The following is a 24,279-nucleotide window of genomic DNA, read 5'->3' as shown; positions in this document are numbered from 1 at the left end:
CGCTCGCGCGCTGCAACGAGGACACCGTTCGTTTACCTCTAAAGCGTGATTGCAAACGAAACAGATTCCAGACTCTTCGCTGGTCCAATCAGGCACTCGGTTCACTCCTGATTCTGCAGGCGATCAGCTTCGTATCGCCAATCCGAGTTGACGTCCCTTTTGATGGAAGCCTTGAACAACAGGTGATCAGTCGAAAAAGACGAATACCCAAACTTGCCGGTGCCATAAGCGTTGCGCAACATTGCGTCATCGTGCGAGACCTTCATATAGCCGTCCATCGAATGAATTTGATACCGCGTATCTCGGTCTTGGCCACGCACCGTCACATCGACATTGCCACTCGTAATCGACAGCTCGCGTACCTTCTCGCCGTCGTAATCGCCATCGCGACGATACTGTAGATTGATTTCACCACGGCTGGATGCATCTCCGCGACCTGAAAAAACGGACGTGGCACGACTGGCGTCCAGGGTCCAACGATCTCCTAACTGCTTTCTTAGCGAAGGAAATATGTAGAGACTGGCCAATGGATCGGCTCCTGCTGCCCATTGCTGCAGATCTTCCACAGAGAGCACGACGCGACGTCCGTCTGGACTGCCCACCTGCGTGGGGGGCTCTACAAATCCAAATCCGTTGACCCATCTAGCTTCGAATGAACAACCGCTATATATCCGGGGTTCATCTAGCAATCGAGTGCCCTCGTCCTTTGTGTAGTCCTCGATTCGCAGTCCGACCGCACTCGCCACCCGAGAGAGTGTTTTTTGGTATCCCGGGTCGATTTCTTCCCACTTCTGCAGCACCATCTGGGCAACCCTTGCCGGAGGCGAAACGGACGTGCCCAGCTTGATTCCATTCTCAATCGCCAGCTTGAATAATGGATCGCTCGCGTCGAAACCAACCAACCGAAGCTTTCGATCGGTGATGATTTTGGTCGAGCCGGCATCGATCACATCGATTCGCAATTTGATGTCGTGAGTTTCACCACTTTGATCATGTTGCACGACCGTCACCAATGTTTGATACCGATTCGTTTGCAAAAAATTGACGGTTCCTTGAAGTCCCCAGTCTGACTTCTCCGCTGAACCATCAACACGCGCAACTGCTAGGGACTGCCACTTTTTGCCGGTAGGATATCGCTCAAGCAGTTCGCTCGATTTAACGGGTGCGAATTTGGGTTTCGACGCTGGCGTTTCTGCCACTACGAACGATGTGGCAGAGACGCAGATAATGAATAGCAAGACGAGTGGTCGCATGATCAGAACTTTCTAATGGTGAAGATTGGCCGCGGTGAGTTGTCAATTGAATTCGGAAAGTGGGTCAAAAGGTAGGTCTATCGGGCCCCCCTCAGGCTTCGGCTTTGGAATAGAATCGGACCCTTGCGGTCCATTCGGCTCTATTGGTTCAACCTGGCTAGACACCAATTTGAGCGGTGGGCCCGGTGGATTTTCAATTTCGAATTGAATTCGAAATGGACCTTCAGTCTCCGGGGCAAGCTCAGTTTTCAAGAGCGATAGAGCACCGTCGTACTGCGATACGTGTTTGTTGTTCCAGTTCCAATTCCAGTTCGAGAAAGATTCCAAACACACCTCGACGGGCTCGCCCAACTTCCATTTGAAGTCTACTTGGCTTGGTTCGCCAAACTTCCCGTTCGCACCTGCCTTCCATTCAATCGCATCACTGTTGGCTTGATTCGTCAGCGTCAATCGCAGGGGATACCCAACTAAATTTTTAGGATATCTTGCGGAGACCAGACGGATTGGGTAACGGCCGCCACGATTCACCGTCTTTATCCAAGCCCGCAGGATCTTTTCGACCTGGACATCGGTCTCGCCACTGATTTCTATTTCTAAGTCGCTCTGCAGCTTCGCCCCAATGATCAGGCCTTTCCATACCCGCCAGGCATCCCCCAACTCTTTCAAACACTTCTCGATCTTATCTTTCTCTGCACGTGAGTGATCGTTTCGATCCAACAGCTCGACAAACGATGAACTTGCAAACACGGGTTCATCTTTGAATGTCAGGTATCTCGGATCGTTCTGAAACTTGTTCGGGAAACGCTCTTCGATAGGATCGCCCTGTTCTTCACGCGCGGCGAGCCGTTCTTTGATGCTGGCAAGTTCCGTACGAGCATCATCAATTTTGCTACCCAGGTCCGATTTGCTTAGCTGGTGCTCAACTTTCGCCCGCTCGTATTCACTGCGAACACGATTTTCCCGGGTCGTTAGAAACCAGTACATCAAACCACCCAATGCAACCATAGCGAAGACTGCAAGCTTGGAATGGCGGGCGAACGAGATATTGGACATCAACTTGATGCCACCGTCGCGTGTCAAACGGACATGACGCACATGGCTGCCCAAAAGATCTCCTGCAGCGATGGATGGGTCTGTGATGCTTACCAATGTTCGGATCAGCCGATCCTCGGGAGACGCTAAGAATCGACGTCCGAACTTTTGCAATAGTGCGTTGCGATATTCTTGACCGAACAACTTTTCCGTTGACGGGCATTTCGATGCCCCCAGACGCATTTCCATCGCTGTCACGCCCAACGCCACCAAATCGTCGCCGGGTTGCGGGGGTTGCCCTGGGTTTAAAAAGAATCTTGCGACCGGTTGATTTAACTTAGCCGTCTCGCAAGTTGATCGCTGACCTGCGTTGCGAAAATCATCCGCTGAACCATCGAGATCGGATATTTCCAACGAAAATTCGCTGATTTTCTTCACAGAGAACAGCCTTCCAATTCCGCCGCCGTTACTTCTGTGAATCTTCGCCAAACTGACGAGCACTTGGAGCAGGTTTCCTTGAATAGCCACAAAAATCAGGTCTCAAAAAATCAAATCGGGGACAGTTTGGTCTGGTCGACGGAAAGTATACGAGATCCCGAGCCGAAGGTGACGGAACCGAAAGCGACTATTCGTAAGAAGAACTGCCCCTCAGGTGGTATCTTAGTTCATCCATTGGAAGGAGGCAAACTGTTCGCGATCTTTAATCAGGAATTGCACACGTTGGGTGACGAGGGGAGGCACTGGCAATGCCTATCAAGACTGGCGAATTTGCCAGTCTTGAAAAACCGGAGATATCCGCGACGCCTCGGAAAGCTGATACGCTAAAAGGTTTGGTGGTCAGTAGATTGTTGCCGCACTGCCCCGCGGCGCGGTCTGCTGGCTGCCTTTGCCTTTGCGTTTGCGTTTGCCTGATGCACATGCATCACATGCCCCGAGTCAAACAACGGCAGCCCATGCTTAATATCGACTTCCATAAGCCAGCTAGCGGGCGCGGGATATAATCTGCCCCGAAAACGTGACGCGTCAACTTCTTCGATCTAACATGAAGGAGCTCAATGATGCGCCAACACCGTGTCACATCGCGAATGCTCGTCGGCGGCCGGTGTGCGTCTGCTACGTTTACCTCAATCGCGGCATGAGAACAGTTCACCGTTGATTCATGATAGTCGACGATCAGCCAGACATTAGCGACAGAGCCGGCTGTCCAACACTCAGAGCAACGTCGATTTCTGTGGGCTCGTCAATGCGGACAATCCGACGAAGCAATCGCTAGTATGTCGGCGATCTACTGCTGACACTGCCATACCGTCCGATGCAGTCAAGCTGGAACGTCGGAAGAATGCATTGCATAGTGTTGGGGAAATTTCCAGAAGCGGGCAATCACTGGCTTGCGTCAGGGTTCCATTCATTCAGCGAATCGAGTGAGCTTACTCTCCGAAGCGAATTTCGCGAACTCGCTAGAAACGCGATAAGGTTTGTCTTTCGGACTACGAGAGATTGTCGCAAGCGCACTGCGGACATGGTGTCACGGCGTTGCAGGGTTTGGTACACTGTCCCGCTGACGATTCGGGGGCATATTGCACACGAGGATTCAGCCATGACCAAACTCTGTGAATACGCATTGACCGCTGAAGCAGCGGAAATACTAGGCGTGTCCCAAAACACCATCCGCACTTGGGCCAAGGACGGAAAGATTCCGGTTCATCGCAATCCGGCCAACGGTTATCGACTGTTTAAGCGTCGCGACCTGGATCAGTTCCTGAAACGAATTGAGCGTTCCGCCAAGAAGCCAGGAAAATAAACACGAGTATGCCGCACGGCGGGATGACCAGCATGACAACCACCATCAAAACACTTCAGCCTGGGCAAATCGCTCGTATTCGCCAGCGAACCTACCTCGTCGAGCAGATCATCAAGCCGAAACGGGTCGCTGACAGCACGCTGGTGAAATTGTCCTGCGTCGATGACGACAACCAAGGCGCTCCGCTTGAAGTTCTTTGGGAAAAAGAGCTCGACCCGCAGGTGTTGACCAGTGAGGCCTGGGAAACGATCGCCGCAAAAGGTTTCGACGAATCAAAGTTATTCGCCGCTTACTTAAACACACTCAAGTGGAACTGCGTTACGTCGACCGACCCGAAACTGTTTCAGTCGCCGTTCCGAGCCGGCATCCGACTGGACGCCTACCAATTGGAGCCGCTACGCAAAGCGTTGCTGCTTCCTCGCGTCAATTTGTTCATCGCTGACGACGTCGGCCTGGGCAAAACGATCGAAGCTGGATTGATCGCACGCGAACTGCTCTTGCGTAAAAAGGTCCGCGAAATCTTTGTTTCCTGCCCGCCTTCCATGCTGCTGCAATGGAAAGAGGAATTGGAAGCTCGCTTCGGATTGACGTTCGAGATTCTCGACAAGGACTACATGAAGCGTGTTCGGCGTGAACGTGGATTCAGTGTAAACCCATGGAGTACACACACGCGTTTCCTGATCTCTCATCGTTTACTCATCGATGAAGCTTACGCTGGCCCACTGCGCGATCACCTTGGCTCGTTCCGTAGCGGATCGTTGTTCATTCTTGATGAAGCCCACCACGCCGCACCATCCAGCGGTCAGAAGTACGCCATCGACTCCCAAATCACCCGGTCGGTACGCGATTTGGCCCCACGTTTCGAGCATCGGCTGTTTCTGTCGGCGACGCCGCACAACGGCCATTCCAACAGTTTTTCGGCATTGTTGGAAATCCTCGACCCGCAACGCTTCTGTCGGGGCGTTCCCGTCTCCGCGAAGCACCGAGACGAAACCATCGTTCGCCGTATCAAAGAAGACATCCGCGAGATCCAGGGTGGCTTCCCCAAACGCCGGGTTGTTCAAGTCACGATCGAAGGGCTGCCGGAAGATGCCCCAGAACTCAAGCTCTCGCGTTTGCTTAACGAATACAGACAAACTCGTGAAGAGCGTCTTGAAAAAGAAACGAAACGCAAACAGGCGGCTTCTGGTTTGCTGATCACCGGGCTGCAGCAGCGCTTGCTTTCTTCCATCGAAGCTTTTGCGAAAACGCTAAAAGTGCATCGCAATACGGTCAAACGCCAATGGGACAAGCATCTCAAGATCGACCAACAAGCGAGTGATACAGGGCAATTGTCGTTCGCTGCTGAGTCACCTGAGTCGTATCGTGTCAAATCCCTCGATCGCGCTCCAAGCTTGCGTTCAGCCGACCTACTTTCCGGCAGCGTCGACAGCGATGACGAACGGGCGACGTTGACCGAAGAGGAAATGGAAAACGAGGTCGCAATACAGGTCGAAGCTGTCTCGGCCGCGACGGTCGGGCCAACCGGTGACGTGGCTTCCAAGGGGCTGTTCTCTCGTGAGCAGGAACTGCTCGAACAGATGACAGATGTCGCCGAGCAGTCGCGAAGCAAAACGGACGCTCGAACCGAGAAGCTGATCCAGTGGATCCGCGAACACATGTGTCCCGACCTCGGCAAGAAAAACGCCCAGTGGAACGACACCCGTGTGTTAATCTTTACCGAGTACGACGACACCAAACGCTATCTCGTCAATCGCTTGGAGGCGGCGATCAGAGGCAGCGACCGAGCGGATGCTCGGATCAATATTTTCCATGGTCCCACTCCACCACCCAAACGCGAAGAAATCAAACAGGCGTTCAACACCGACCCGCGCAAACATCCAGTACGAATTCTGGTCGCAACCGATGCCGCTCGTGAAGGCCTAAACCTGCAGGCTCACTGTAACAACCTGTTTCACTTTGATGTTCCTTGGAACCCTAGCCGGATGGAGCAGCGCAACGGGCGGATCGACCGAAAGCTGCAAGCCAAGGACGAAGTCTTCTGTCACTACTTCGTTTACACCCAGCGTCCCGAAGACCGAATCCTGCAAGTGTTGATTCGCAAGACGGAGACCATCAAGAAAGAGCTCGGAAGTCTATCGCAAGTCATCGACGCGAAACTGACCAAGTCCATGAGCCTCGGTATTCGCCACGGTACGATTAACGACCTCGAGGCAGAAATCGACTCCACTGATATTGACGAGTACCACCGTGCCGCGATCGAGGACGAACTTGAAGCGTCGCGAGAGCGTCAAACGGAGCTCCGAGAGCAAATAGACCGACTTCGGACGCTCCTTGAAAAGTCTCGCAAGAGTATCGGGTTGAGCGATGAACACTTTCAATCGGCGATTTCGTGTTCGCTGGCCCTACTCGGGACCGAGACGCTCGACGAGACGAAAGACGACAACGGAGCCAGCTGCTTTACCTTTCCAGCCATCGACCAACGTTCTGGTGCCGACCCGACTTGGGCCGAAACGATGGACACGCTGCGGGTGCCGCGAAAGCGAGACCAGAAACTGTGGGAGTGGCGGCGATCGTCGCCGATTCGTCCCGTTGTCTTTGAAGATCCCGGCGTCGTTGGTAACGACCTGGTTCACTTGCATCTTGAACAACGGGTCGTCCAGCGGTTGCTCGGTCGATTCACCGCTCAAGGCTTCGTCCATCACGACCTGTCGCGTGCATGCTTCGCTCAGGCCACGGACTCGATTCCCCGTGTCATCCTACTCGGACGATTGGCTCTATACGGTGAAGGAGCGGCTCGCTTGCACGAAGAGCTCATTCCCGTCACGGCCCGCTGGTCCGATCCGAGCATTCGGAAGGGGCCGCTCTCGCCGTACGCCAAAGACGCCGAAGCGAAGACAATGGGTTTGCTAGACGATTCCTTACTGAAAGCCAGCGGAGTCAAGCTGACACCTGCAGTCACGCAGCAACTGCAATACGCTGCTGCCGGTGACATTCGCGACCTGCTTCCTCATCTAGAAATTCGGGGCGAAGAGTACGCCGCTGACGCAGAGAAGAAACTGGCCGCGCGCGGTACTGCCGAAGCCAAGGCGATGCGAGAGATTCTGGAAACGCAACAGAAACACATTTCCAGCACGATGAAGCGGATCTCTAAGCTCGACCCGAATCAAATGCGACTCGACTTCGGTGAGATCGACGACGAACTACTGCAGCTCGATGCCAATAAACGCTACTGGGCAAAGCGTCTTGACGAATTGCGTGGCGAACTCAAAACCGAGCCCGATCGCATCGCCAGCATTTACAACGTCCAGGCCAAACGGATCGAACCGGTTGGATTAGTCTACCTCTGGCCGGCCACGGGGTAACGCATGGGAAAAATGAAAAAAACGATCAGCATCATTGCGGGACCAAACGGCGCGGGCAAATCGACATTTGTCGAGAGCTACCTTTGCCGTTACGTTGACTGTGACGAGTTCCTCAATGCAGATCTAATTGCTTCAGGTTTATCGCCGTTTGCCCCGGAAAGACAAAATCTGAAAGCCTCGGAGATCTTTCTGGAGCGACTCGATGAATTGCAATCTGGTTCGAATAGTTTTGCTTTGGAAACTACCCTTGCCGGACGCAGTTACCGACGACGCATTCCAGCGTGGCGTGAGAGCGGATTTGCAGTCACGTTATTTTTCCTTTGGCTGCCCAGCGAAGAAATGGCAATTGAGCGCGTTGCAGGGCGAGTTGCCCAGGGCGGACACAATATCCCGGAACCCGATATTCGCCGCCGTTATTCGCGTGGTTTGAGTAATTTGCAGCACTTCTACCTACATCTCGTCGATGACGCATGGGTGCTGAACGGCGCGGTTACACCCCCTCGAACTATCTGGCGCCGCCTTGATGGCAAGTCGCGTGTGGCCGATAGCGAGCTATGGAACGCCATCACCTCTAAATGGGAAAGTGAATCATGATTCGACCCAACCATAAAATAGATCAACTCTCGGTGGACGAGAAGATTGCCGCAGCGTGTCATGATGCCGGCGAACAAGCCGTCTTGCGAGCTGAACGCACCGGCACCGACGTGATCGTGTGGCGTGACGGAAAAATTGTCCGCCTGTCCGCTTCCGAAGCTCGTGCCGAGCTTAGCCAAAACAGCGACCGTCCCAAAAACAATGGCTAAATCACCCGAAGAATTTGCTCACATTGAATGGCTTGGCTATGTCCAGCCCGTGGGCTTGGTCGTGTCCATCCCGGCGATGCTGGAGGCTCAGTGTTACGTCAATAAAAACGTCTTGGGAGAGCACGCGCGGTTCTTAGAATGCTTGGTGCAAGACGACGCCGGCGTAACGCAACCGGAGATTCGCGACCTACGCGAATTCGTGCAAGCCGTCCTGGGCTGGGAATCGATGGACCTGATCGACGTGCCCGCTCGTGAAATCCTACACGGCGACATGGCGAAGTTGGAAGTTGTCTTGCCTCAGTACAGCGAGACGCTCCGACCGACGCATGCAGTCCCCGTCTTCAAACCCGAGGAAGATCAGAATCCTTGGCAGCTTTTGATCCAGGAATTAGCGACCGGCACGGACTTGGATGATGCCGGTGACTCGGATAACAGTCGCCATTGGAACGCGTCGCCTCAGGCCAAATTCGAGCGATTGTTGCGAGAGACTGAAGTTCCCATTGGAATATTGTCCAACGGACGCTCGCTGCGACTCGTCTACTCGCCTCGTGGCGAGACCAGCGGCTACGCGACGTTCAACGTTGCCGAAATGGCGCAAGTCGCCGGTCGGCCGATGTTCGCCGCGCTGCACATGCTGCTATCGTCCGAGCGTATGTTCTCGATGGGGGACAGCCAGCGGCTGCCGGCGATACTGACCAACAGCCGCAAGTATCAAAACACGGTCTCGACGGAACTGGCTGAACAGGTCTTGGCGGCGCTCTACGAATTGATGCGTGGCTTTCAAGCGGCAAACGACGTCCGGAACGGCGACCTGCTGTCTGATGTGTTGGCTCGTGATCCCAACCAAGTCTATTCTGGACTGCTGACCGTGCTGATGCGGTTGGTGTTTGTGCTCTACTCCGAAGATCGCGACTTGTTGTCCAGCGATCCGGTCTACAGCAACTATTACAGCGTCACCGGGCTGTTTGAGCGTTTGAGAGAAGACGATGGACGCTTCCCGGACACCATGGATCAGCGGTTTGGCGCGTGGAGCCAACTCATCACTCTGTTCCGTTTGGTCTACGAAGGCGGGCAGCACGGCGAATTCAAACTGCCCGCCCGAAAAGGATACCTATTTGATCCAGAAAGGTACCCTTTCTTGGAGGGGCGGGTGGAGAGTGGTGAGTGGAGTGAAAAGGATCGTGCTGCAACACGTGTGGAGAACCGTAATGACAGTACAGAGTTATCGGGACCTGGAGGTCTGGCAGAAGGCGATGGACCTGTCGGTGGAGTGCTATCGGGTGACCAAGTCGTTTCCGAAGGAAGAGCTATTCGGGATGACCAGCCAGATACGCCGAGCGGCGGCGTCGATTCCAGCGAACATCGCGGAGGGACAGGGTCGCAAGGGAACCAAAGAGTTCCTGAACTTTCTCGGGATCGCCAGGGGCTCGCTGATGGAAGTGGAGACGCATCTGATGCTATGCCAAAGAGTCGGGTTGCTACCGGAGCCGGAACTGAAGAAGCTCCTTTCGCTGAGCGACCAAATCAGCCGAATGCTGGCAGGACTTCGCAAATCATTGGAGAGAAGGGTGGCGAGTGGCGGGTGAAGAGTGAGACGAATGTGGAGGGTAGCGAGTGGCGGGTGAAGAGTGAGACGAATGTGGAGGGTAGCGAGTGGCGGGTGAAGAGTGACGAACCAAAAACACACTCCAGTCACCCCACACAACACTCCACCCAAAATCCTCCACCCCAAGTTCCTCGCGTCAGCGACGGAACGGTCTTTCGTGTCCTGAAAAACCTGCTGATCCTCGGCGGTGAAAGGCTCAGCTACCGGACACTCGACGTCGAACAGATCGGTAGCGTTTACGAAACCGTGATGGGATTCAACTTGCAGGTTGCCACCGGCAAGTCGATCGCGATCAAGCCAGTCAAGTCGCATGGAGCACCAGCGACGATTGATCTGGACGAGTTGTTGGAAACAGCGGGCAAAGACCGAGGCAAGTGGCTAAAGGAAAACGCAGATCAGAAAGTCGGTACGGCCGATGCCAAACTGCTCAAGGCCGCGACCAACATCGAAGAACTGCTCACCGCACTCGACAAGAAGATCGCTAAGAAAGTCACGCCGCGAGTCGTCCCAGCCGGTGCCATAGTGCTTCAGCCCTCCGACGAGCGCCGCCGCAGTGGATCGCACTACACCCCTCGTTCCCTGACCGAGCCGATCGTCCGCACCACACTCGAGCCGATCCTCAAACAGCTCTGCGACCCCACGGCCGACCTCCCCACGGTCTGGGAACCAACCAAAGAAGACCGCAAGAAGAAATTTACCCAGGGTGAAATCGACATACGAATCCGCGCCTCCAAACGGAAGATCAAGCACGCCCAGGCAGCCCGCGAAATAGGCACACCTCACCCGTCCCAAATCCTCGATCTAAAAATCTGCGACCCGGCGATGGGCAGCGGAGCCTTTCTGGTGGAAGCGTGCCGCCAGTTGGGCGATCATTTAATCAAAGCGTGGTACGCGCATTCGAGTGGCGAGGGGAGTGTGGAGAGTGGCGAGGAAAAAAATTCGCCGACTCACTCTCCACCCACCACTCGCTACCCACCACTCATCCCCCCCGATGAAGACGAAGTGCTTTACGCCCGCCGTCTGATCGCCCAGCGATGTCTCTACGGAGTGGACAAGAATGTGATGGCGGTCGATCTGGCCAAACTCTCGTTATGGCTGGTGACGCTGGCCAAAGACCACGCCTTCACGTTTCTAGACCATGCCCTGCGTCACGGCGATTCGCTGGTGGGTCTGACGCGCGAGCAAATCATTGGCTTCCATTGGGAAGTTAAAAAGCAGAAGAAGTTTGGCGAAGACCTGATTCAGCGTCGTCTGGATCGAGCGACCGAAGCGCGAGCCAAAATCCTCAACGCCCGCGAAGATGTGCCGTATCGCGATCAGGCAGCGAGGATGGCCAGTAGCGATGAGGCACTGGACCTGATCCGTCTGGTGGGCGATGCATGTGTGAGCGGTTTCTTTGCGAGTCAGAAAAAGAAGGAGCGTGAAGAGGAAGTCGAACGCCTGTTCGGGCTCGCCAGTTCGTATCTTTCCAGCATCAGCAATAAGTCATCCAACCAGACACTCACCACTCACCACCAATCACTCACCACTCCCGTAGATTTCGAGTCGCGTCGCGTTTTGGGCCAGGCCGCCGCGCGGCTGCGCGCAGGCTCGCACCCCATCCCTGCGTTTCATTGGGAGATTGAGTTTCCTGAAGTGTTTGCGAGGGAGAATGGCGGGTTCGATGCGTTTGTGGGGAATCCGCCGTTCTTGGGAGGAAGCAAGATAAGCGGCGCAGTTGGAAAACCGTTTCTTGACTGGATCATGGCCATGACGCCAGAGTCACACGGCAACGGTGACTTGGTTGCTTATTTCTTTCGACAGTGTTTTAGCAAGATTCGCAGCGCTGGGACTTCGGGACTTATTGCGTCTAACACGATTGCCCAAGGAGACACTCGCCAAACTGGGCTCGCGTACATCTGCGAACATGGTGGAACAATTTACAACGCTATTCGCAGAATGCGATGGCCGGGGGAGGCTGCCGTCGTTGTGAGTCAGGTGTTTTTTGCCAAACATCTGCCCACCAGTGATCCTGTGCTCGACGGAAAGCCCGTTGAAAAAATCACGGCTTTTCTTTTCACATCAGGGGGCAACAAAAACCCACACACACTTAACACGTCCTGTGGGCTGTGTTTCAAAGGCGTTGACATCAACGGAATGGGTTTCACATTCGATGACGACGATTCAAAAGGTGTAGCCACGCCAATTGCTGTACTTGAACAACTGCGAAGTGAGTCGCAATCGAAGGTTAGCATAGTCTCGCCTTTTATCGGAGGCCAAGAACTTAACAACGACCCACGTCATCGACCCTCACGATACGTAATCAACTTTGGGAACAGGCCACTTGAAGAATGTTTCTCGAAATGGCCGGAATTGGTCGAGATTGCGACTGAGAAGGTAAAACCTGAACGCATGAAGAAGAGTGAGAAGAAGCTCCGCGCCTTTTGGTGGAAGTTCGGGCGCAGACGAGACGAGATGTTTGAATCAATTTCTGGTCTCGAACGTCTAATCGTCACGGCTGAGACGAGTCCACATCATTCATTTGCCTTCTTGCCAGGCAACTATGTTTACGCGCAATCACTTCGCGTTTTTGCGTTTGATACGCTGGGACTGTTCGCCGTCTTGCAATCGCGATGCCACGAAATGTGGGCGCGTTGTTTTGGATCATCAATGAAAGACGACCTGCGGTATACGCCAACTGATTGTTTCGAGACGTATCCACTTCCGTCAACTGATTCGATCCAAGGAGTTGAACGAATCGGAAATGACTATTGCGAATTTCGATCGACACTGATGTTAGACCAAAAGGAGGGGCTAACCTCTATTTACAACCGGTTTCATGATCCGCATGAGCAATCGGAGGGCATCTTAGAGCTTCGTCGTCTTCACGGTTTGATGGATGGAGCGGTGCTGCGGGCCTACGGCTGGGACGACCTCGCCGAGAGCGCTCGCTGTGAGTTCCTGCTCGACTACGAAGAGGAAGAAGACGATGCTGACGCGGGGCCGCCCGCAGCAAAGAAAAAGTCCAAAAAGAAAAAGCCCTGGCGTTTCCGCTGGCCCGACGAATTCCGCGACGAAGTCCTCGCCCGCCTCCTCGAACTCAACGAACAACGCCACAAAGAAGAACAACTGCTAGGCAAGCAGAAGGAAGAAGAGAAGAAAGAAAGCAAGGAAGATAAGAAGAAATCTAAAAAGCCGCAGAGAACCGAAGCAACGCCGCTATTTGATGAGCTCGATCGCGACGAAGCCGTCGTGCTGATGATCGTTCGCTACTTCGGCTTGATCACCCGGCGTGCCGTTGATGAAGCCTTCATTGCCATGCGATCACCGAAGCTCCGCAAGTCGCGGTTGGGTGTGGACGATCCGCCAAAGACGATCCCTCGTACCGACGCCGGACGTGACGCCTTGATCGGAGGTCTGATCGACAAGAAGTATCTGGAGAAGCATCCCAGCACGGCTCAACAGGTTCTGAAGATCGGATCGGTGCAACCGCCGCTTGGTGATCTATCCGCCGCCGATCAAACGGCACTGGAAGAAACCAAAGCGATCTTCGAGCGGGCAATCGAAGACGGCAACGATTTGGCAACTGTCAACGAGGGGGTGACCGATGCAAGACCCGGTCTTGTTTCCTCTGCATGAGGACTTGATTCCCAATGCCAATCGCACGGAGCCGCTTGTCTGGATTCGCGAATTGGTCATTCTGCACGATCCGAACCCTTCCAATTGGATTCGCAAGGTTCCGTTTGAGTGCGGTCTGAACATCATTCGCACCGAGGAGCGGTCTGATCTGGAAGAAGACGTGGTCGCCCATAGTGTTGGCAAAACGCTGCTGATGCGATTGATCCGCTACACGGCCGGTGAAGCCAACTATGCGGCCGAGGAATCACAGGCGGAACTGGCGAAAGTGGTTCCGAGTGGCGTGGTGGTCGCGCACTGGCGTGTTGATGGCGACGACTGGATCGTTCGTCGTCCGCTTCACGACCACGAACCAGCCGCGTCAATCGTCGTCAAGAGTGATGCTTGGGAGGACGCCTTCGATGATGCTGTCGAGACGATTCCGTTTAAGTCATTCCTGAAACAGATTGACCGAGTCATTGTCGGTGACCTCCCGCGATTCGAGATTGCCAAAGATCGCCTGCCTCGCTGGGCCGATGTTCTCGGATGGCTGGCCCGCGATTGCGAATGCGGTTATCGCCAAGCCAACGAATGGCGACACGCGGGTACGAACCTGGGCCAGCCGGGAGACCTGAACATCAACAAGTTGATGATGCAATGGCTCTGCGGATTGATGAGCGAAGACGAAGCCAAGCTACGAAACGAGCACCGCCACTTGCAGTCAGAACAACGGAAAGCAAAAGCAGCCGCTGAAAAACATTCGCGTTCAGCGACCCTGCGAGAAGAAAGCCTCCGAGACTCAATGGAAGGCCCAAAAGTTGTCAGTGACGAACCCGCCAAGGAGAGCGACCTGTTCAGCAATGAGCCAACGCCTTCTTTGACGCTGCGGGCTGAGAGCATGCTCGCCCAGAGCCACGAACTGCTGCGAGAAGTTCGGGAGAACACGCAAGTTGCGAAGCTAGAGACAAGAGTGTCCGTCATCCAATCCAAGTTGGATCAGGCCAACCGAGCCGCCGGTGAAGCATCCGGCAATTTGACGTCTTCCAAGAAGTATCAGCGAGACTTGAAACAAGTCCAAGCCGAGCCACCGCTTCTGAATAAGTGTCCTGCAGACCCCTGTAAGCTTCGGGAAGAACTGCAACGTCATCGAGAACTTGGCCAAGATGAGTCCATCGACGAGAAGAAGTCGGATGCGGAAGAAACCGTTCGTCAGCAAACAGAGCAGGCAAAGCAAGCGAACGATGCCTGCGAAGCGTTTAAAAAAGAACTCGAGAACGCTAACCAAGAACTCGAAGTCGCTAAGTCTAAGCTGGCCGAGAGCGAATCCAAACTGAACGAACAGATCGGCCGATGGAAACAGCACGTTGTTGACGCAAAGCGAGTTGACACCGTCACCAAAGAATCCGCTTCGCACAACACGGCGGTCGCCGATCTCGCCAAAGCCGTCGATGTGTCCAATGCAAGGCAAGAAACCGCCCGCGAAGCAATGGATCATTTGCAGTGTGTGTCCCAAGCCTCCGTTGCCTACACCCAAGTTTTGCAACGCGTCTTCAAAGAGTCCGCGACCGGCACGATCCAAGTCGATGGTAAGGGACTCCAGCCCAAACCGGCCAAGGAGCTCACCCCAGGCGGCCGAGCGCTCAGCGCGATGGCAACGGTCGTCTCATTCGATTTGGCCTGTGTGATGGCCAGTATCGCCGGAATCGGAAACCACCCAAGGTTCTTAATTCACGACAGCCCCCGAGAAGGCGAGATGGAAATGCCCTTGTTCAAACGCATCTTCGACGTGGCCTGTTACCTCGAAAGCTGCTTCGGCGAATCGCCACCATCATTCCAGCACATCGTCACCACCACCAAAGCCCCACCCAGCTATTGCACCCAAGACGAACCCCACACCCGCCTCATCCTCCACGGCCGCGAGCCTGAAGGACGGTTGTTGAAGCTAACGTTTTGAACAACTGGCGAGAATATGGCGCGCCCTGAATCCGGTTGTTTAGCAGCTTTATTCTTTACCCCCGTTCCCTCAAAAACTAATTGACTTTTACGAGAGCAGCAACCCAGCATGGCAACGACCCGACCGAAACCGAAACGACGCAAGCTTGAACTCTATCGCCTGACGATTTCAGGTATGGAGGATGGTGCTGACTATCAGAAATTTTTGATGAAGCTGTGGTCAAATCTGGAAACTCGGGACAATCGGATCTTTTCCCCAGGTGGGAAACGCCATGCCTTGGATAAATTGAAAACCACCAAAGGAAACCTCTGGTTTCAATTCTTTTCATTTGCTGAAGGCGAACGACCGGAAGTGCTCGACACCCAAGACATGTCAATCTCCGAAAATCCGTTAACCGAGTCTGAGGCACTTCTTCACTGGACTCATGCCATGGGAAAGCAGCTTGACGATCGTTATGTGATGCTTGTCGAACGTGTTCAGTCAGGTACGTGGCCGTCGAAAATGGAGCACTATTTGCAGTGGTTGATCGAGCACCCGGATAACGAGGCGATCACCGTCAGAGCAACAGTGGATACCGATGAACCTATATCAGTCAGCTTGGAACTTGAGGCCGACGCTTCGTTTTTGGAGGTGGTGACCTCGATGGAGCGAATCGCGTCTGCTTCGGTGCGGATTAATCGCCCCAATCCAGGCTGGGGCGACTACGAAGACTTGTTGGGTCCCGAAGCGAGAGACTCAGACGCTCAATCAGCGGAAATTAAGATGAACGCCAGGCGTGGAGCCTCACTCGCCAAGAATGATGGCATCATCGCCGCGATGCAAGAAGCCTACGAAAAGAACAAGTTAGGGCGAGCCATTGTTGAGGGTGACGTCGACGGCGAACGCAAACGTGTGTCGACGGAAAGCCATGGCAAATCGCAGTACAAGTACCTAGAAACAACCCAAGATGGCAATGTCTCGCACCATTCTGCTTTGGATAAGTTCTTTGAAGCGATGGGGAAGATGACCGACGATGTATAGAGAGATTGGCGAATTCGCTCGAAACGTCGCGTTTGATTGGCGACTTTACCGTGACGGTGAGTTTTGGACGGCGATCGTGATTGCGGTAGGGATGGCTTACTGGATTCACATCGACCCAACTTGGATTGACCGCATCCGCTCCCATTTCAGTGATTTGCTCAGTGTCACCAGCATTGTCTTTGGGTTCGTCCTCTCGACGCTGTTCTTCTACATCCAGGCGGCAGGCACTTGGGCAAAGGACAAAAAGGTCGAGGTGGTAGCAGAAACTTTGGTGGATCACCACGTCTGGACCGTCGTTTCACTGCTTGGCTTGCTCGGTTACATCGTGTTGCTTTGGACCTTCGGAACGACTCGTTATCTCAATCAAGCGTGGCTCACCGCTTCTTACGCACTGCTGGTTTTCCTCGGTTGCTACTGCGGGCTCCAAATCCTGAATCAGGTACTGACGATCCGCTGGGCTTTCCGACGACGTCATCGGCTGCTAGCCCCCCAGGATTCCGACCAACAAACTTGCCGTTACCCGGCTACGGAAGGTGATCAGGACGGTTCCTGAAATCGAGCTGATCTCGTGAATATTGTACAAAATCTTGGGCTTGACGTAACGTTTTACAAAAAACGGAATTTACTACGCACTGCACTTTAGAAGACTTGAGATCAGCTGAGAATTGATGTAGTAACGAAAAAGGCCCGCGTGGAAAATGGAGGTTCTCAAACACTCCCAGTCACCACGGGGCCAAGGATGGCTAATCGTAAACCCAGCGGTCGACCGCCACAAGCTCAACATGCCGACAAGTCCAGGTCCTCTCAGCACGACAAGCGAAATCGGCTGGCCCGGCGAAATGATCAGCGAAGACGAACGACCGCAGCTAACGTGCCTTTGCATGGTAACCTCGCCAGCTTGACCGATTCGATCAGCGAGAGACTTGATGCTCGAATTGTCTTTCGGTTGCCCATTGTGATCGCCGGAATGATTCTCGCCAGTGGCAGCCGGACGGCCGCAAGCTGGTTTCTCGCCGCTGGTGTGAAAGACGACTGGGACCGTTTCTATGATCTGCTCGCCTCGGTTGGCAGAGGTGCCGCGACCTTGATGCTGCCGCTGATCCGCGTGATCTTCAAGCGATTCGATCCCGGCGAAGACGGCTATTGGACATTGGCCTTGGATGATTCGCCGACCAAGCGTTACGGACGGCACGTCGAAGCGGCCAACATTCACCACAACCCGACGCCCGGTCCGGGTGATGGTGATTGGCTCTACGGTCATAACTGGGTCTGCTTGGCGATGGTCCTTACGCATCCGGTCTTTGGCGTGATCGCCTTGCCGCTGCTGTCGCGGCTGTACGTTCGCAAGGTAGACATCGAAGCTGTCAAAGCCCGTTATCAATGGGGATTTCGTACCAAGCACCAGCTCGCATTGGACCTTTGCTTACAGGTATTTCAAAGGCTTCGGTCGCTCGGTTCGCTGGCTCGGTTCGTCGTTGTCTTTGACGGCGCTTATTCGCCTTCCAACATCTGCACCTGAAGTCGTCGAAAGCGGAATGGACGTCCGAGGCGACGATTCGATTCTTTGGGTTTCCGCTGATCATAATCGCGGCGTTGCTTTTGATTGTGGCTGGCTATTCTGATCAGCAGGTTGCTCCCGAATTCAGATTGCTGGACGCAATCGCTGGATATCATTTTGGGAAGACTTCCAGCGGGTCGTGAACCGTCAGACGTCGCCGTCTGTTTAGAGGGCTCAGGGCTGATACAATTAGCTCTCCCAAACCCTGCAGTTTCGACAACCGAGCATGAAGCCGTTCCGATGAGCACCGAGCCAATCCAAGTCCGCCAATCGTTGCTGGATGCGTTGCAGGTCGATTTGATCGGTCCTTCGGGACCATTGGGCAATCATCGTGAGGTTCTGCCGCAGGCTCCTTCGCGTTGGTATCTGACCGGGTTCTTGGTGCCTACCGATGCTGATGAAGAACAACGGTTCGATCCCAATAGCGACGATGACGTCGATCAGGCTCCTGCAGTTGCCGGCGTGGACGAAAACGAGGAGCCGGAAAAGTCGGCCGCTCGTCGATCGTATTTGCCGAGCAGTCTCGGGCTAAGCGTGTTGATTCCTGCGGAGACTCGTGAGCTGCAAGCGATCGTTCGTTTTGGCGAGTACCTGCGCGTCGAGCAGGAAGAAGGATCCAAGCAAGGATCTCCGGTCCAGTGGCGTCGCAATCCGCATGAAGATATCGTATCGGTCGCGTTGGGCAGCAAGATTCCCGCACAGGGTGTGGTTGAGGTTCCCGGCAGCCGCGGCGTCGAGCTTGTTTGGTCGCTTCGTGGTGTCCCAGACAGTGACGTTCAAGGCGGGCTGCCCAAGGGAACGCGTAGCTTGTCCATGTTCGTGGTCAACCGACGCAAAGCTTCGCCGGACGAAGTGCGTGATGAGGGATTTATCTTTCAGGTCGAATTGGAGGTCCAGAGCGACACCACGTTCATCGCTCGCCCCAACTTGCATAGCCTGGAAAGCGATGATTGGGACGAGCGTGTTTCGGATTTGCAGTATCGCGACTCATTCGAGTTCTCCGTTGGACATAGCGTGGCGACGGAGTCGGTTATCGAAGACGGGCATTGCAAGACGGTCCGCACTTGCCATCTGCCCACCGCCGAAGTCGAAAAAGTGGCTCCGTCAAAGATCGATGGCGTGACACTGAACATGGAAACGCTCGCATTCCTGCGGGATGGCGATGACGCGATCGAGCAACTTGGCGGATTCGCGAGCAGCTACCGCGATTGGATTGAAAAGCAATCGGCCGGGCTAGCGGGGCTTTCACCGCGGCGACTGGAAACCGCCAAAGAGCTTTTGCACCGTGCAGGCTTGGCCGCCAAACGCATTCAAGCGGGCATCGAGCTGTTGGCGGATCCCGATTGCTTGGAAGCGTTTCGGATTGCGAACAGAACAATGGCGGCTCAGGGCCGGCGTCGCTTGGCCTTGCAGTTGAACAAGGCGCCCGAAGAGATCACGCCGGCTTGGCGACCGTTCCAGTTGGCGTTCATTCTTATGAACTTGAAGGGAATCGCGGACCCAGTTAGCCACGATCGTGAACTGGTCGATTTGCTGTTCTTTCCAACCGGTGGTGGTAAGACGGAAGCATACCTGGGATTGGCGGCATTCACGCTGGTGCTCAGACGATTGCGCAATCCCGGCCTGACGTCGGCGGGATTGAGCGTGCTAATGCGGTACACACTTCGACTGTTGACGTTGGATCAACTCGGACGTGCAGCGGCTTTGATTTGTGCGCTGGAGTTGGAGCGACAGAAAGATGTCGAGAAGCTAGGCCAATGGCCGTTTGAGATCGGATTGTGGGTGGGCCGAGCGGCGACTCCTAATCGAATGGGACGCAAGGGTGAGAGCAATCGCGATTCCGCACGAGCGAAAACGATCGCGTTCAAGAATGATGACCGAAAGCCGTCTCCGATTCCGCTGGAGGAGTGTCCTTGGTGTGGAACCAAGTTCAAATCGAACTCGTTTCAGTTGGTGCCCAACACCGACAATCCAACGGACTTGCGAGTCACATGCGCGAATCGCCGTTGTGAGTTTTCACGCGGTAATCCCCTACCAATTCTTTCGGTCGACGAGCCAATCTACCGCCGTTTGCCATGCTTCCTGATCGCGACGGTTGATAAGTTTGCGGCGATGCCGTGGACGGGCGAAGTCGGTGGCTTTTTTGGAAAGGTTGACCGAGTGGATTCGGAGGGATTCTATGGTCCTTGCGACACGAGCTCGGGGCGTCCGCTACCGGTTGATCGTCTTCCCCCGCCGGACCTGGTGATTCAAGACGAATTGCATTTGATCTCAGGTCCGCTGGGAACCATGGTTGGCCTCTATGAGACGGCACTGGACGAGCTGTCCACGATTCAAGTCGACGGACAGGATGTTCGGCCTAAGATCATCGCATCGACGGCGACGGTCCGGCGGGCGCTCAGCCAGATTCGATCTTTGTTCAATCGTCCGGACGTGGACGTGTTCCCGCCACCCGGTCCGGATATCCGCGATTCGTTCTTTGCCCGCACCCACTCGACATCTGAAAGCAACGCTCGCAAATACGTTGGCATCGCGGCTCAGGGACGCAGCCCCAAGGTCATCATGTTGCGGTTGTATCTGGCTTTGCTGGCGACATCGCAAAAAGCATACGAGGAATGCGGCGGCGCGAAAGCCGATTCCAATCCGGCCGATCCGTACATGACTCTGCTTGGCTACTTCAACAGTTTGCGAGAACTCGGTGGCGCACGTCGACTGATCGAAGACGAAGTACGAACACAGCTGACGGGCCGAGGCAGTCGCAAGCGTGTTGGTGAAATGGAAGGTTTGTTTAAGGACCGAACGATCGCATACGAGCCGGTGGAATTGACCAGTCGGGTGAGTACGGATAAGGTTTCCGAGGCAAAGCGACGGCTCGAGCAACCCTTCCAAGGAAAAGACCGAGTCGATGTAGCGATCGCGACGAACATGATCTCAGTCGGTTTGGACATCACTCGGCTTGGTTTGATGGTTTGCTTTGGACAGCCCAAGACGAGCAGTGAGTATATTCAAGCGACCAGCCGCGTCGGTCGTGACGACACGCGTCCGGGCCTCGTGATCACGATCCTGAACATTCACCGACCTCGTGACCGATCGCACTACGAGCGTTTCGCAGCCTTCCATGAATCGTTCTATCGCAGTGTCGAAGCCACCAGCGTGACGCCATTCTCGCCGCGAGCACTCGATCGCGGTCTTGCCGGCACGTTCATCGCATTGGTACGCCACGGGCACTTGCCAATGACGCCACCCCGTGGTGCGACCGAGATTTTGAAGGAAATGCCAAGTTTGCAGTTTGCGATCGAGCAACTGGCGGACCGCGCATTAGAAACCCACTACGATTCGTCCTCGACCGATGCGGCGGAACTACGTCAGAAGGTCATGGATCGCTGCAAGGATCTGCTGGATACATGGAGCACAATTGCGAAGGAGCTTCATGACACTGGCGGCGCGTTGCAGTATCAAACGGAAGTGGGGAGTGCGCAGCGTCTACTCTACGAGTTCCTTAACCCCGAGCTAAAAACGTTGCCGCCTCGTCATAAGAAGTTTCGTGCCAACCGTTCCATGCGTGACGTGGAACCGAGTGTGAATTTGTGGCTGAAGACGATTGACGGTGTTGAAATCGACGCGGAGGATGAGCAATGAGCAGAAAACCCGGAGCCCGTCCTCACGGCCAGATTCGACAGAGTCAGTTGATCACATCGTTTGGTCCAGGCTCAATGATGGACCTGCCCAATCACTCGGTTCTGATTGGCGGTCTCGATTCATGGTCGGGCGGCGGCGACGAAGTCATCGAACCTCGACTCGTCGAAAAATTGAAGCAGCTCTTTGATCCCCCGCTGCAAGTGCTGAAGCTGTTCAGCCCGCCGCCGGACAATGATGATCCAACTGCACCCCAAACGGGCATTACCGCATGGCAATTTCCCGAATGGTTTATCACGCAGGACGTGGATCGTGACGCCAGCTATGGCCTGGTGCGTGCGCGGATGCTGGTGCATCGAAACATGCTGACCAAAGGCAAGTTTGTCGACGACAATCGCAAGAGACGCAGTGTTGTCCCGGTTCGTTTTGTACGTGCTTGCCGTAACGGGCACATCGGTGACATCGACTGGTACAACTTCGTTCATGGTGGAAACACCGAATGTCGACGCCAGCTGTGGATTGAAGAGCGTGGGACGAGCGGTGACTTGGCGGAGGTCTACATCCGCTGCGAATGCGGTAAGGCCGAACGCAGCATGGCTTTGGCGATTGAACAGCCCGAAACGATGCTGCGGTGTGACGGCAAGCGTCCATGGTTGGGGGCGTACGCGAACGAGAAATGCGGCGAATCCAATCGCCTTCTGATCCGAACGGCGAGCAACGCTTATTTCACGCAGCTAATGAGCGTGATTTCGTTGCCAGATCGGAACGTTGAGCTTCGAGAAGCAGTCGAACTGGTTTGGGATTTCATCGGTGAAGTCGAGGACGTCAGCGAGCTGAAATACGAACGAAAGAAAGCCAAGGTCAACGCGGTCCTGGATGGCTACAAGAATGAAGAGGTGTTCGCCGAAGTCAAAATGCGACGCGGGCAATCCGCGGGGCCACCAAAGACGATCAAGCAAGCCGAAATGGAAACACTGATCGCCAGCAAGGACGAACTTGGCGATGACAAGCCGGACGGCAACTTCTTTGCACGGACGCTGCCCAAGAAGGTTTGGGAGAAGCCCTGGATGGAGTCTGTCGAACGGATCGTTCTGGTACACCGGCTACGCGAAGTGATGGCCCAGGTCGGCTTTACGCGATTCGAGGCTGTTTCGCCGGACATTGACGGCGAGTTGGAAATGGGTGTTCGGCGAGCGTCTTTGGCTCGTGAAATCACATGGCTGCCCGCTGTAGAGAACCGTGGGGAAGGCATCTTCATTCAATTCAAAAAGGAAGTAGTCGAAAATTGGGCAACACGCCCCGAAGTTCAGGCTCGGGGAATGCGATTGTTGGGCGGATATGAGGAATGGAAAGCGGAACGCACCGGCGCGACGAAAAAGTTCGTTGAGGAAGGTGGATTGCTGCCGTATGTGCTGTTTCATTCATTCGCACACATGCTAATTACGTCCGTCTCTCTCGAATGTGGTTACCCAGCCAGTTCTATTCGGGAGCGTATCTACACGATTCCCGATGTCGGCTACGGCGTGTTGCTATACACGGGCTCCTCTGACGCTGAAGGTACGCTCGGCGGCTTAATTCAGGTCGGTCGGCGGATTCACGAGCACGTTCGAGGCGCCTTGGAAATGGGTGAACTTTGCTCAAATGATCCCGTTTGTGCACAACACGAACCGGCGAACCAGCACGAACGCCGGTTTCTACACGGTGCCGCTTGTCATGGATGTCTGCTGATCTCGGAAACGTCTTGCGAACAACACAACGAATTTCTGGATCGCGCCTTGGTCGTACCGACAGTCGATAACCTTGGAATCGAGTTTTTCGGGGCTCGCTAAGCAATGAATGGGGATTTTTCAGCACTGAGTAACGCAGACCTACGTTCGCTCGTCCTGGGTTTGCGTTCGGGGCGCATTTCCGTGCCAACCTCGGCGTTGCAACTCCGCCGCTTAATTTCAGAGAGCTCCGTTGAACGAATTGTCTCCGTGATCAATGTCTTGGCGGATCATTCCTTCGACGCTGGCCAAGTCGCTGCTTGTGTCGAACTGATTCTCGCTGATCGCGTCGTCAGCTCCGACCAACGAATGGGCGAAATCGATCTCGTCACGTCTGGCCCGGAAGCCCCCGGCATCACCAATCGTGATACGTCCGTGGTCGTCCGAGAACTGTTCGCGCACGCAAAGACAAGTGTGATGGTAGTCGGATACGCGATCTATCAAGGCCAGATGGTTTTTGAGGCGTTAGCGACGCGCATGAACGAAATCCCTGAACTCGACGTTGAGTTCTTTCTCAATATTCCCCGTCCAGATCGAGACACCACCAGGTCGGAGATTCTCGTGTCGCGGTTCGTCGAACGATTTAAGACAACACAGTGGCCCAAGGGAAGTCGCTTGCCCAAGGTCTACTACGACCCTCGCAGCGTCGCTGACGAAGGACGCATACGATCGTCGCTTCATGCAAAATGTGTGATCGTCGACAAACGTCACGTCTTCATTTCTTCAGCAAACTTTACCGAGGCTGGCCAAGAGAGAAATATCGAAGTGGGATTGCATTTAAATTCCGATTATCTCGCAAACAAGACTTCATTGCACTTCAAGAAAATGCTCGAAGCGGATCTTTTTGAGCGGGCGATGTGATCTGAATGAACCGCCCAGAATCAACTCCTC

At 54.6% G+C, this 24,279-nt stretch carries 15 protein-coding genes; 13 read left to right on the top strand and 2 right to left on the bottom strand.

Going from position 1 to position 24,279, the window contains the following annotated elements; genetic code table 11:
* Window positions 1–101: 101 nt before the first annotated feature.
* Both FF011L_RS12445 and FF011L_RS12440 read right to left on the bottom strand, forming a co-directional pair.
* Window positions 102–1,253, bottom strand: a complete 1,152-nt coding sequence (locus FF011L_RS12445; protein WP_145351976.1) for a hypothetical protein — start codon at window positions 1,251–1,253, stop codon at window positions 102–104.
* Between the two features lie 42 nt (window positions 1,254–1,295).
* Complete coding sequence (locus FF011L_RS12440) at window positions 1,296–2,723, bottom strand: hypothetical protein (RefSeq protein WP_145351975.1); 1,428 nt, start codon at window positions 2,721–2,723, stop codon at window positions 1,296–1,298.
* Between the two features lie 1,159 nt (window positions 2,724–3,882).
* Between FF011L_RS12440 and FF011L_RS12435 the strand changes: the two genes are divergently transcribed.
* The 13 genes from FF011L_RS12435 to drmC all read left to right on the top strand — a co-directional run bounded on the left by FF011L_RS12435 (window position 3,883) and on the right by drmC (window position 24,249).
* Complete coding sequence (locus tag FF011L_RS12435) at window positions 3,883–4,086, top strand: MerR family transcriptional regulator (RefSeq protein WP_145351974.1); 204 nt, start codon at window positions 3,883–3,885, stop codon at window positions 4,084–4,086.
* A gap of 32 nt (window positions 4,087–4,118) precedes the next feature.
* Entirely contained in the window at window positions 4,119–7,451 is a 3,333-nt protein-coding gene (gene drmD, locus FF011L_RS12430) for a DISARM system SNF2-like helicase DrmD (RefSeq protein ID WP_145351973.1), read from the top strand.
* A 3-nt stretch (window positions 7,452–7,454) separates the two neighbouring features.
* Window positions 7,455–8,045, top strand: coding sequence for an AAA family ATPase (locus tag FF011L_RS12425; RefSeq protein WP_218933169.1), 591 nt, complete (start codon window positions 7,455–7,457; stop codon window positions 8,043–8,045).
* Window positions 8,042–8,254: a hypothetical protein gene (locus tag FF011L_RS12420; protein WP_145351972.1), complete on the top strand. Its 213-nt coding sequence runs from the start codon at window positions 8,042–8,044 to the stop codon at window positions 8,252–8,254. The genes FF011L_RS12425 and FF011L_RS12420 overlap by 4 nt, the downstream gene beginning before the upstream one ends.
* Window positions 8,255–9,240: 986 nt before the next feature.
* The gene (locus FF011L_RS27130; protein ID WP_315851711.1) at window positions 9,241–9,840 is read left to right on the top strand and encodes a four helix bundle protein; all 600 of its coding nucleotides are present in this window, start codon (window positions 9,241–9,243) and stop codon (window positions 9,838–9,840) included.
* Between the two features lie 269 nt (window positions 9,841–10,109).
* On the top strand, window positions 10,110–13,478 hold the full coding sequence (locus FF011L_RS12400) for an Eco57I restriction-modification methylase domain-containing protein (protein ID WP_315851710.1): 3,369 nt from the start codon (window positions 10,110–10,112) through the stop codon (window positions 13,476–13,478).
* Complete coding sequence (locus tag FF011L_RS12395) at window positions 13,447–15,408, top strand: hypothetical protein (protein ID WP_145351967.1); 1,962 nt, start codon at window positions 13,447–13,449, stop codon at window positions 15,406–15,408. The genes FF011L_RS12400 and FF011L_RS12395 overlap by 32 nt, the downstream gene beginning before the upstream one ends.
* Before the next feature lie 108 nt (window positions 15,409–15,516).
* Entirely contained in the window at window positions 15,517–16,428 is a 912-nt protein-coding gene (locus FF011L_RS12390) for a hypothetical protein (protein ID WP_145351966.1), read from the top strand.
* Window positions 16,421–16,981 carry a hypothetical protein gene (locus FF011L_RS12385; protein ID WP_145351965.1) on the top strand — a complete coding sequence of 187 codons (561 nt, stop codon included), beginning with the start codon at window positions 16,421–16,423 and terminating at the stop codon, window positions 16,979–16,981. The genes FF011L_RS12390 and FF011L_RS12385 overlap by 8 nt, the downstream gene beginning before the upstream one ends.
* A gap of 186 nt (window positions 16,982–17,167) precedes the next feature.
* The gene (locus FF011L_RS12380) at window positions 17,168–17,947 is read left to right on the top strand and encodes a transposase (protein WP_145351964.1); all 780 of its coding nucleotides are present in this window, start codon (window positions 17,168–17,170) and stop codon (window positions 17,945–17,947) included.
* A gap of 279 nt (window positions 17,948–18,226) precedes the next feature.
* The gene (drmA, locus tag FF011L_RS12375; RefSeq protein WP_145351963.1) at window positions 18,227–21,625 is read left to right on the top strand and encodes a DISARM system helicase DrmA; all 3,399 of its coding nucleotides are present in this window, start codon (window positions 18,227–18,229) and stop codon (window positions 21,623–21,625) included.
* On the top strand, window positions 21,622–23,451 hold the full coding sequence (gene drmB / locus FF011L_RS12370) for a DUF1998 domain-containing protein (protein WP_145351962.1): 1,830 nt from the start codon (window positions 21,622–21,624) through the stop codon (window positions 23,449–23,451). The genes drmA and drmB overlap by 4 nt, the downstream gene beginning before the upstream one ends.
* A gap of 3 nt (window positions 23,452–23,454) precedes the next feature.
* Entirely contained in the window at window positions 23,455–24,249 is a 795-nt protein-coding gene (gene drmC / locus FF011L_RS12365; protein ID WP_145351961.1) for a DISARM system phospholipase D-like protein DrmC, read from the top strand.
* The last annotated feature ends 30 nt before the right edge of the window (window positions 24,250–24,279 follow it).

Origin of the sequence: Roseimaritima multifibrata, assembly GCF_007741495.1 — a bacterium.
Taxonomy (GTDB): Bacteria; Planctomycetota; Planctomycetia; order Pirellulales; family Pirellulaceae; genus Roseimaritima; species Roseimaritima multifibrata.
Note: the sequence above shows the minus strand (reverse complement) of the source record. Positions and strands in the feature narration are given on the sequence as shown.

Excerpts from the sequence above, each read along its gene's own strand:
- FF011L_RS12445 (WP_145351976.1), bottom strand. The coding sequence starts at position 1,253 with ATGCGACCACTCGTCTTGCTATTCATTATCTGCGTCTCTGCCACATCG.
- FF011L_RS12435 (WP_145351974.1), top strand. The coding sequence starts at position 3,883 with ATGACCAAACTCTGTGAATACGCATTGACCGCTGAAGCAGCGGAAATA.
- drmD (WP_145351973.1), top strand. The coding sequence starts at position 4,119 with ATGACAACCACCATCAAAACACTTCAGCCTGGGCAAATCGCTCGTATT.
- FF011L_RS12425 (WP_218933169.1), top strand. The coding sequence starts at position 7,455 with ATGGGAAAAATGAAAAAAACGATCAGCATCATTGCGGGACCAAACGGC.
- FF011L_RS12420 (WP_145351972.1), top strand. The coding sequence starts at position 8,042 with ATGATTCGACCCAACCATAAAATAGATCAACTCTCGGTGGACGAGAAG.
- FF011L_RS27130 (WP_315851711.1), top strand. The coding sequence starts at position 9,241 with ATGGACGCTTCCCGGACACCATGGATCAGCGGTTTGGCGCGTGGAGCC.
- FF011L_RS12400 (WP_315851710.1), top strand. The coding sequence starts at position 10,110 with ATGGGATTCAACTTGCAGGTTGCCACCGGCAAGTCGATCGCGATCAAG.
- FF011L_RS12395 (WP_145351967.1), top strand. The coding sequence starts at position 13,447 with ATGCAAGACCCGGTCTTGTTTCCTCTGCATGAGGACTTGATTCCCAAT.
- FF011L_RS12390 (WP_145351966.1), top strand. The coding sequence starts at position 15,517 with ATGGCAACGACCCGACCGAAACCGAAACGACGCAAGCTTGAACTCTAT.
- FF011L_RS12385 (WP_145351965.1), top strand. The coding sequence starts at position 16,421 with ATGTATAGAGAGATTGGCGAATTCGCTCGAAACGTCGCGTTTGATTGG.
- FF011L_RS12380 (WP_145351964.1), top strand. The coding sequence starts at position 17,168 with ATGGCTAATCGTAAACCCAGCGGTCGACCGCCACAAGCTCAACATGCC.
- drmA (WP_145351963.1), top strand. The coding sequence starts at position 18,227 with ATGAGCACCGAGCCAATCCAAGTCCGCCAATCGTTGCTGGATGCGTTG.
- drmB (WP_145351962.1), top strand. The coding sequence starts at position 21,622 with ATGAGCAGAAAACCCGGAGCCCGTCCTCACGGCCAGATTCGACAGAGT.
- drmC (WP_145351961.1), top strand. The coding sequence starts at position 23,455 with ATGAATGGGGATTTTTCAGCACTGAGTAACGCAGACCTACGTTCGCTC.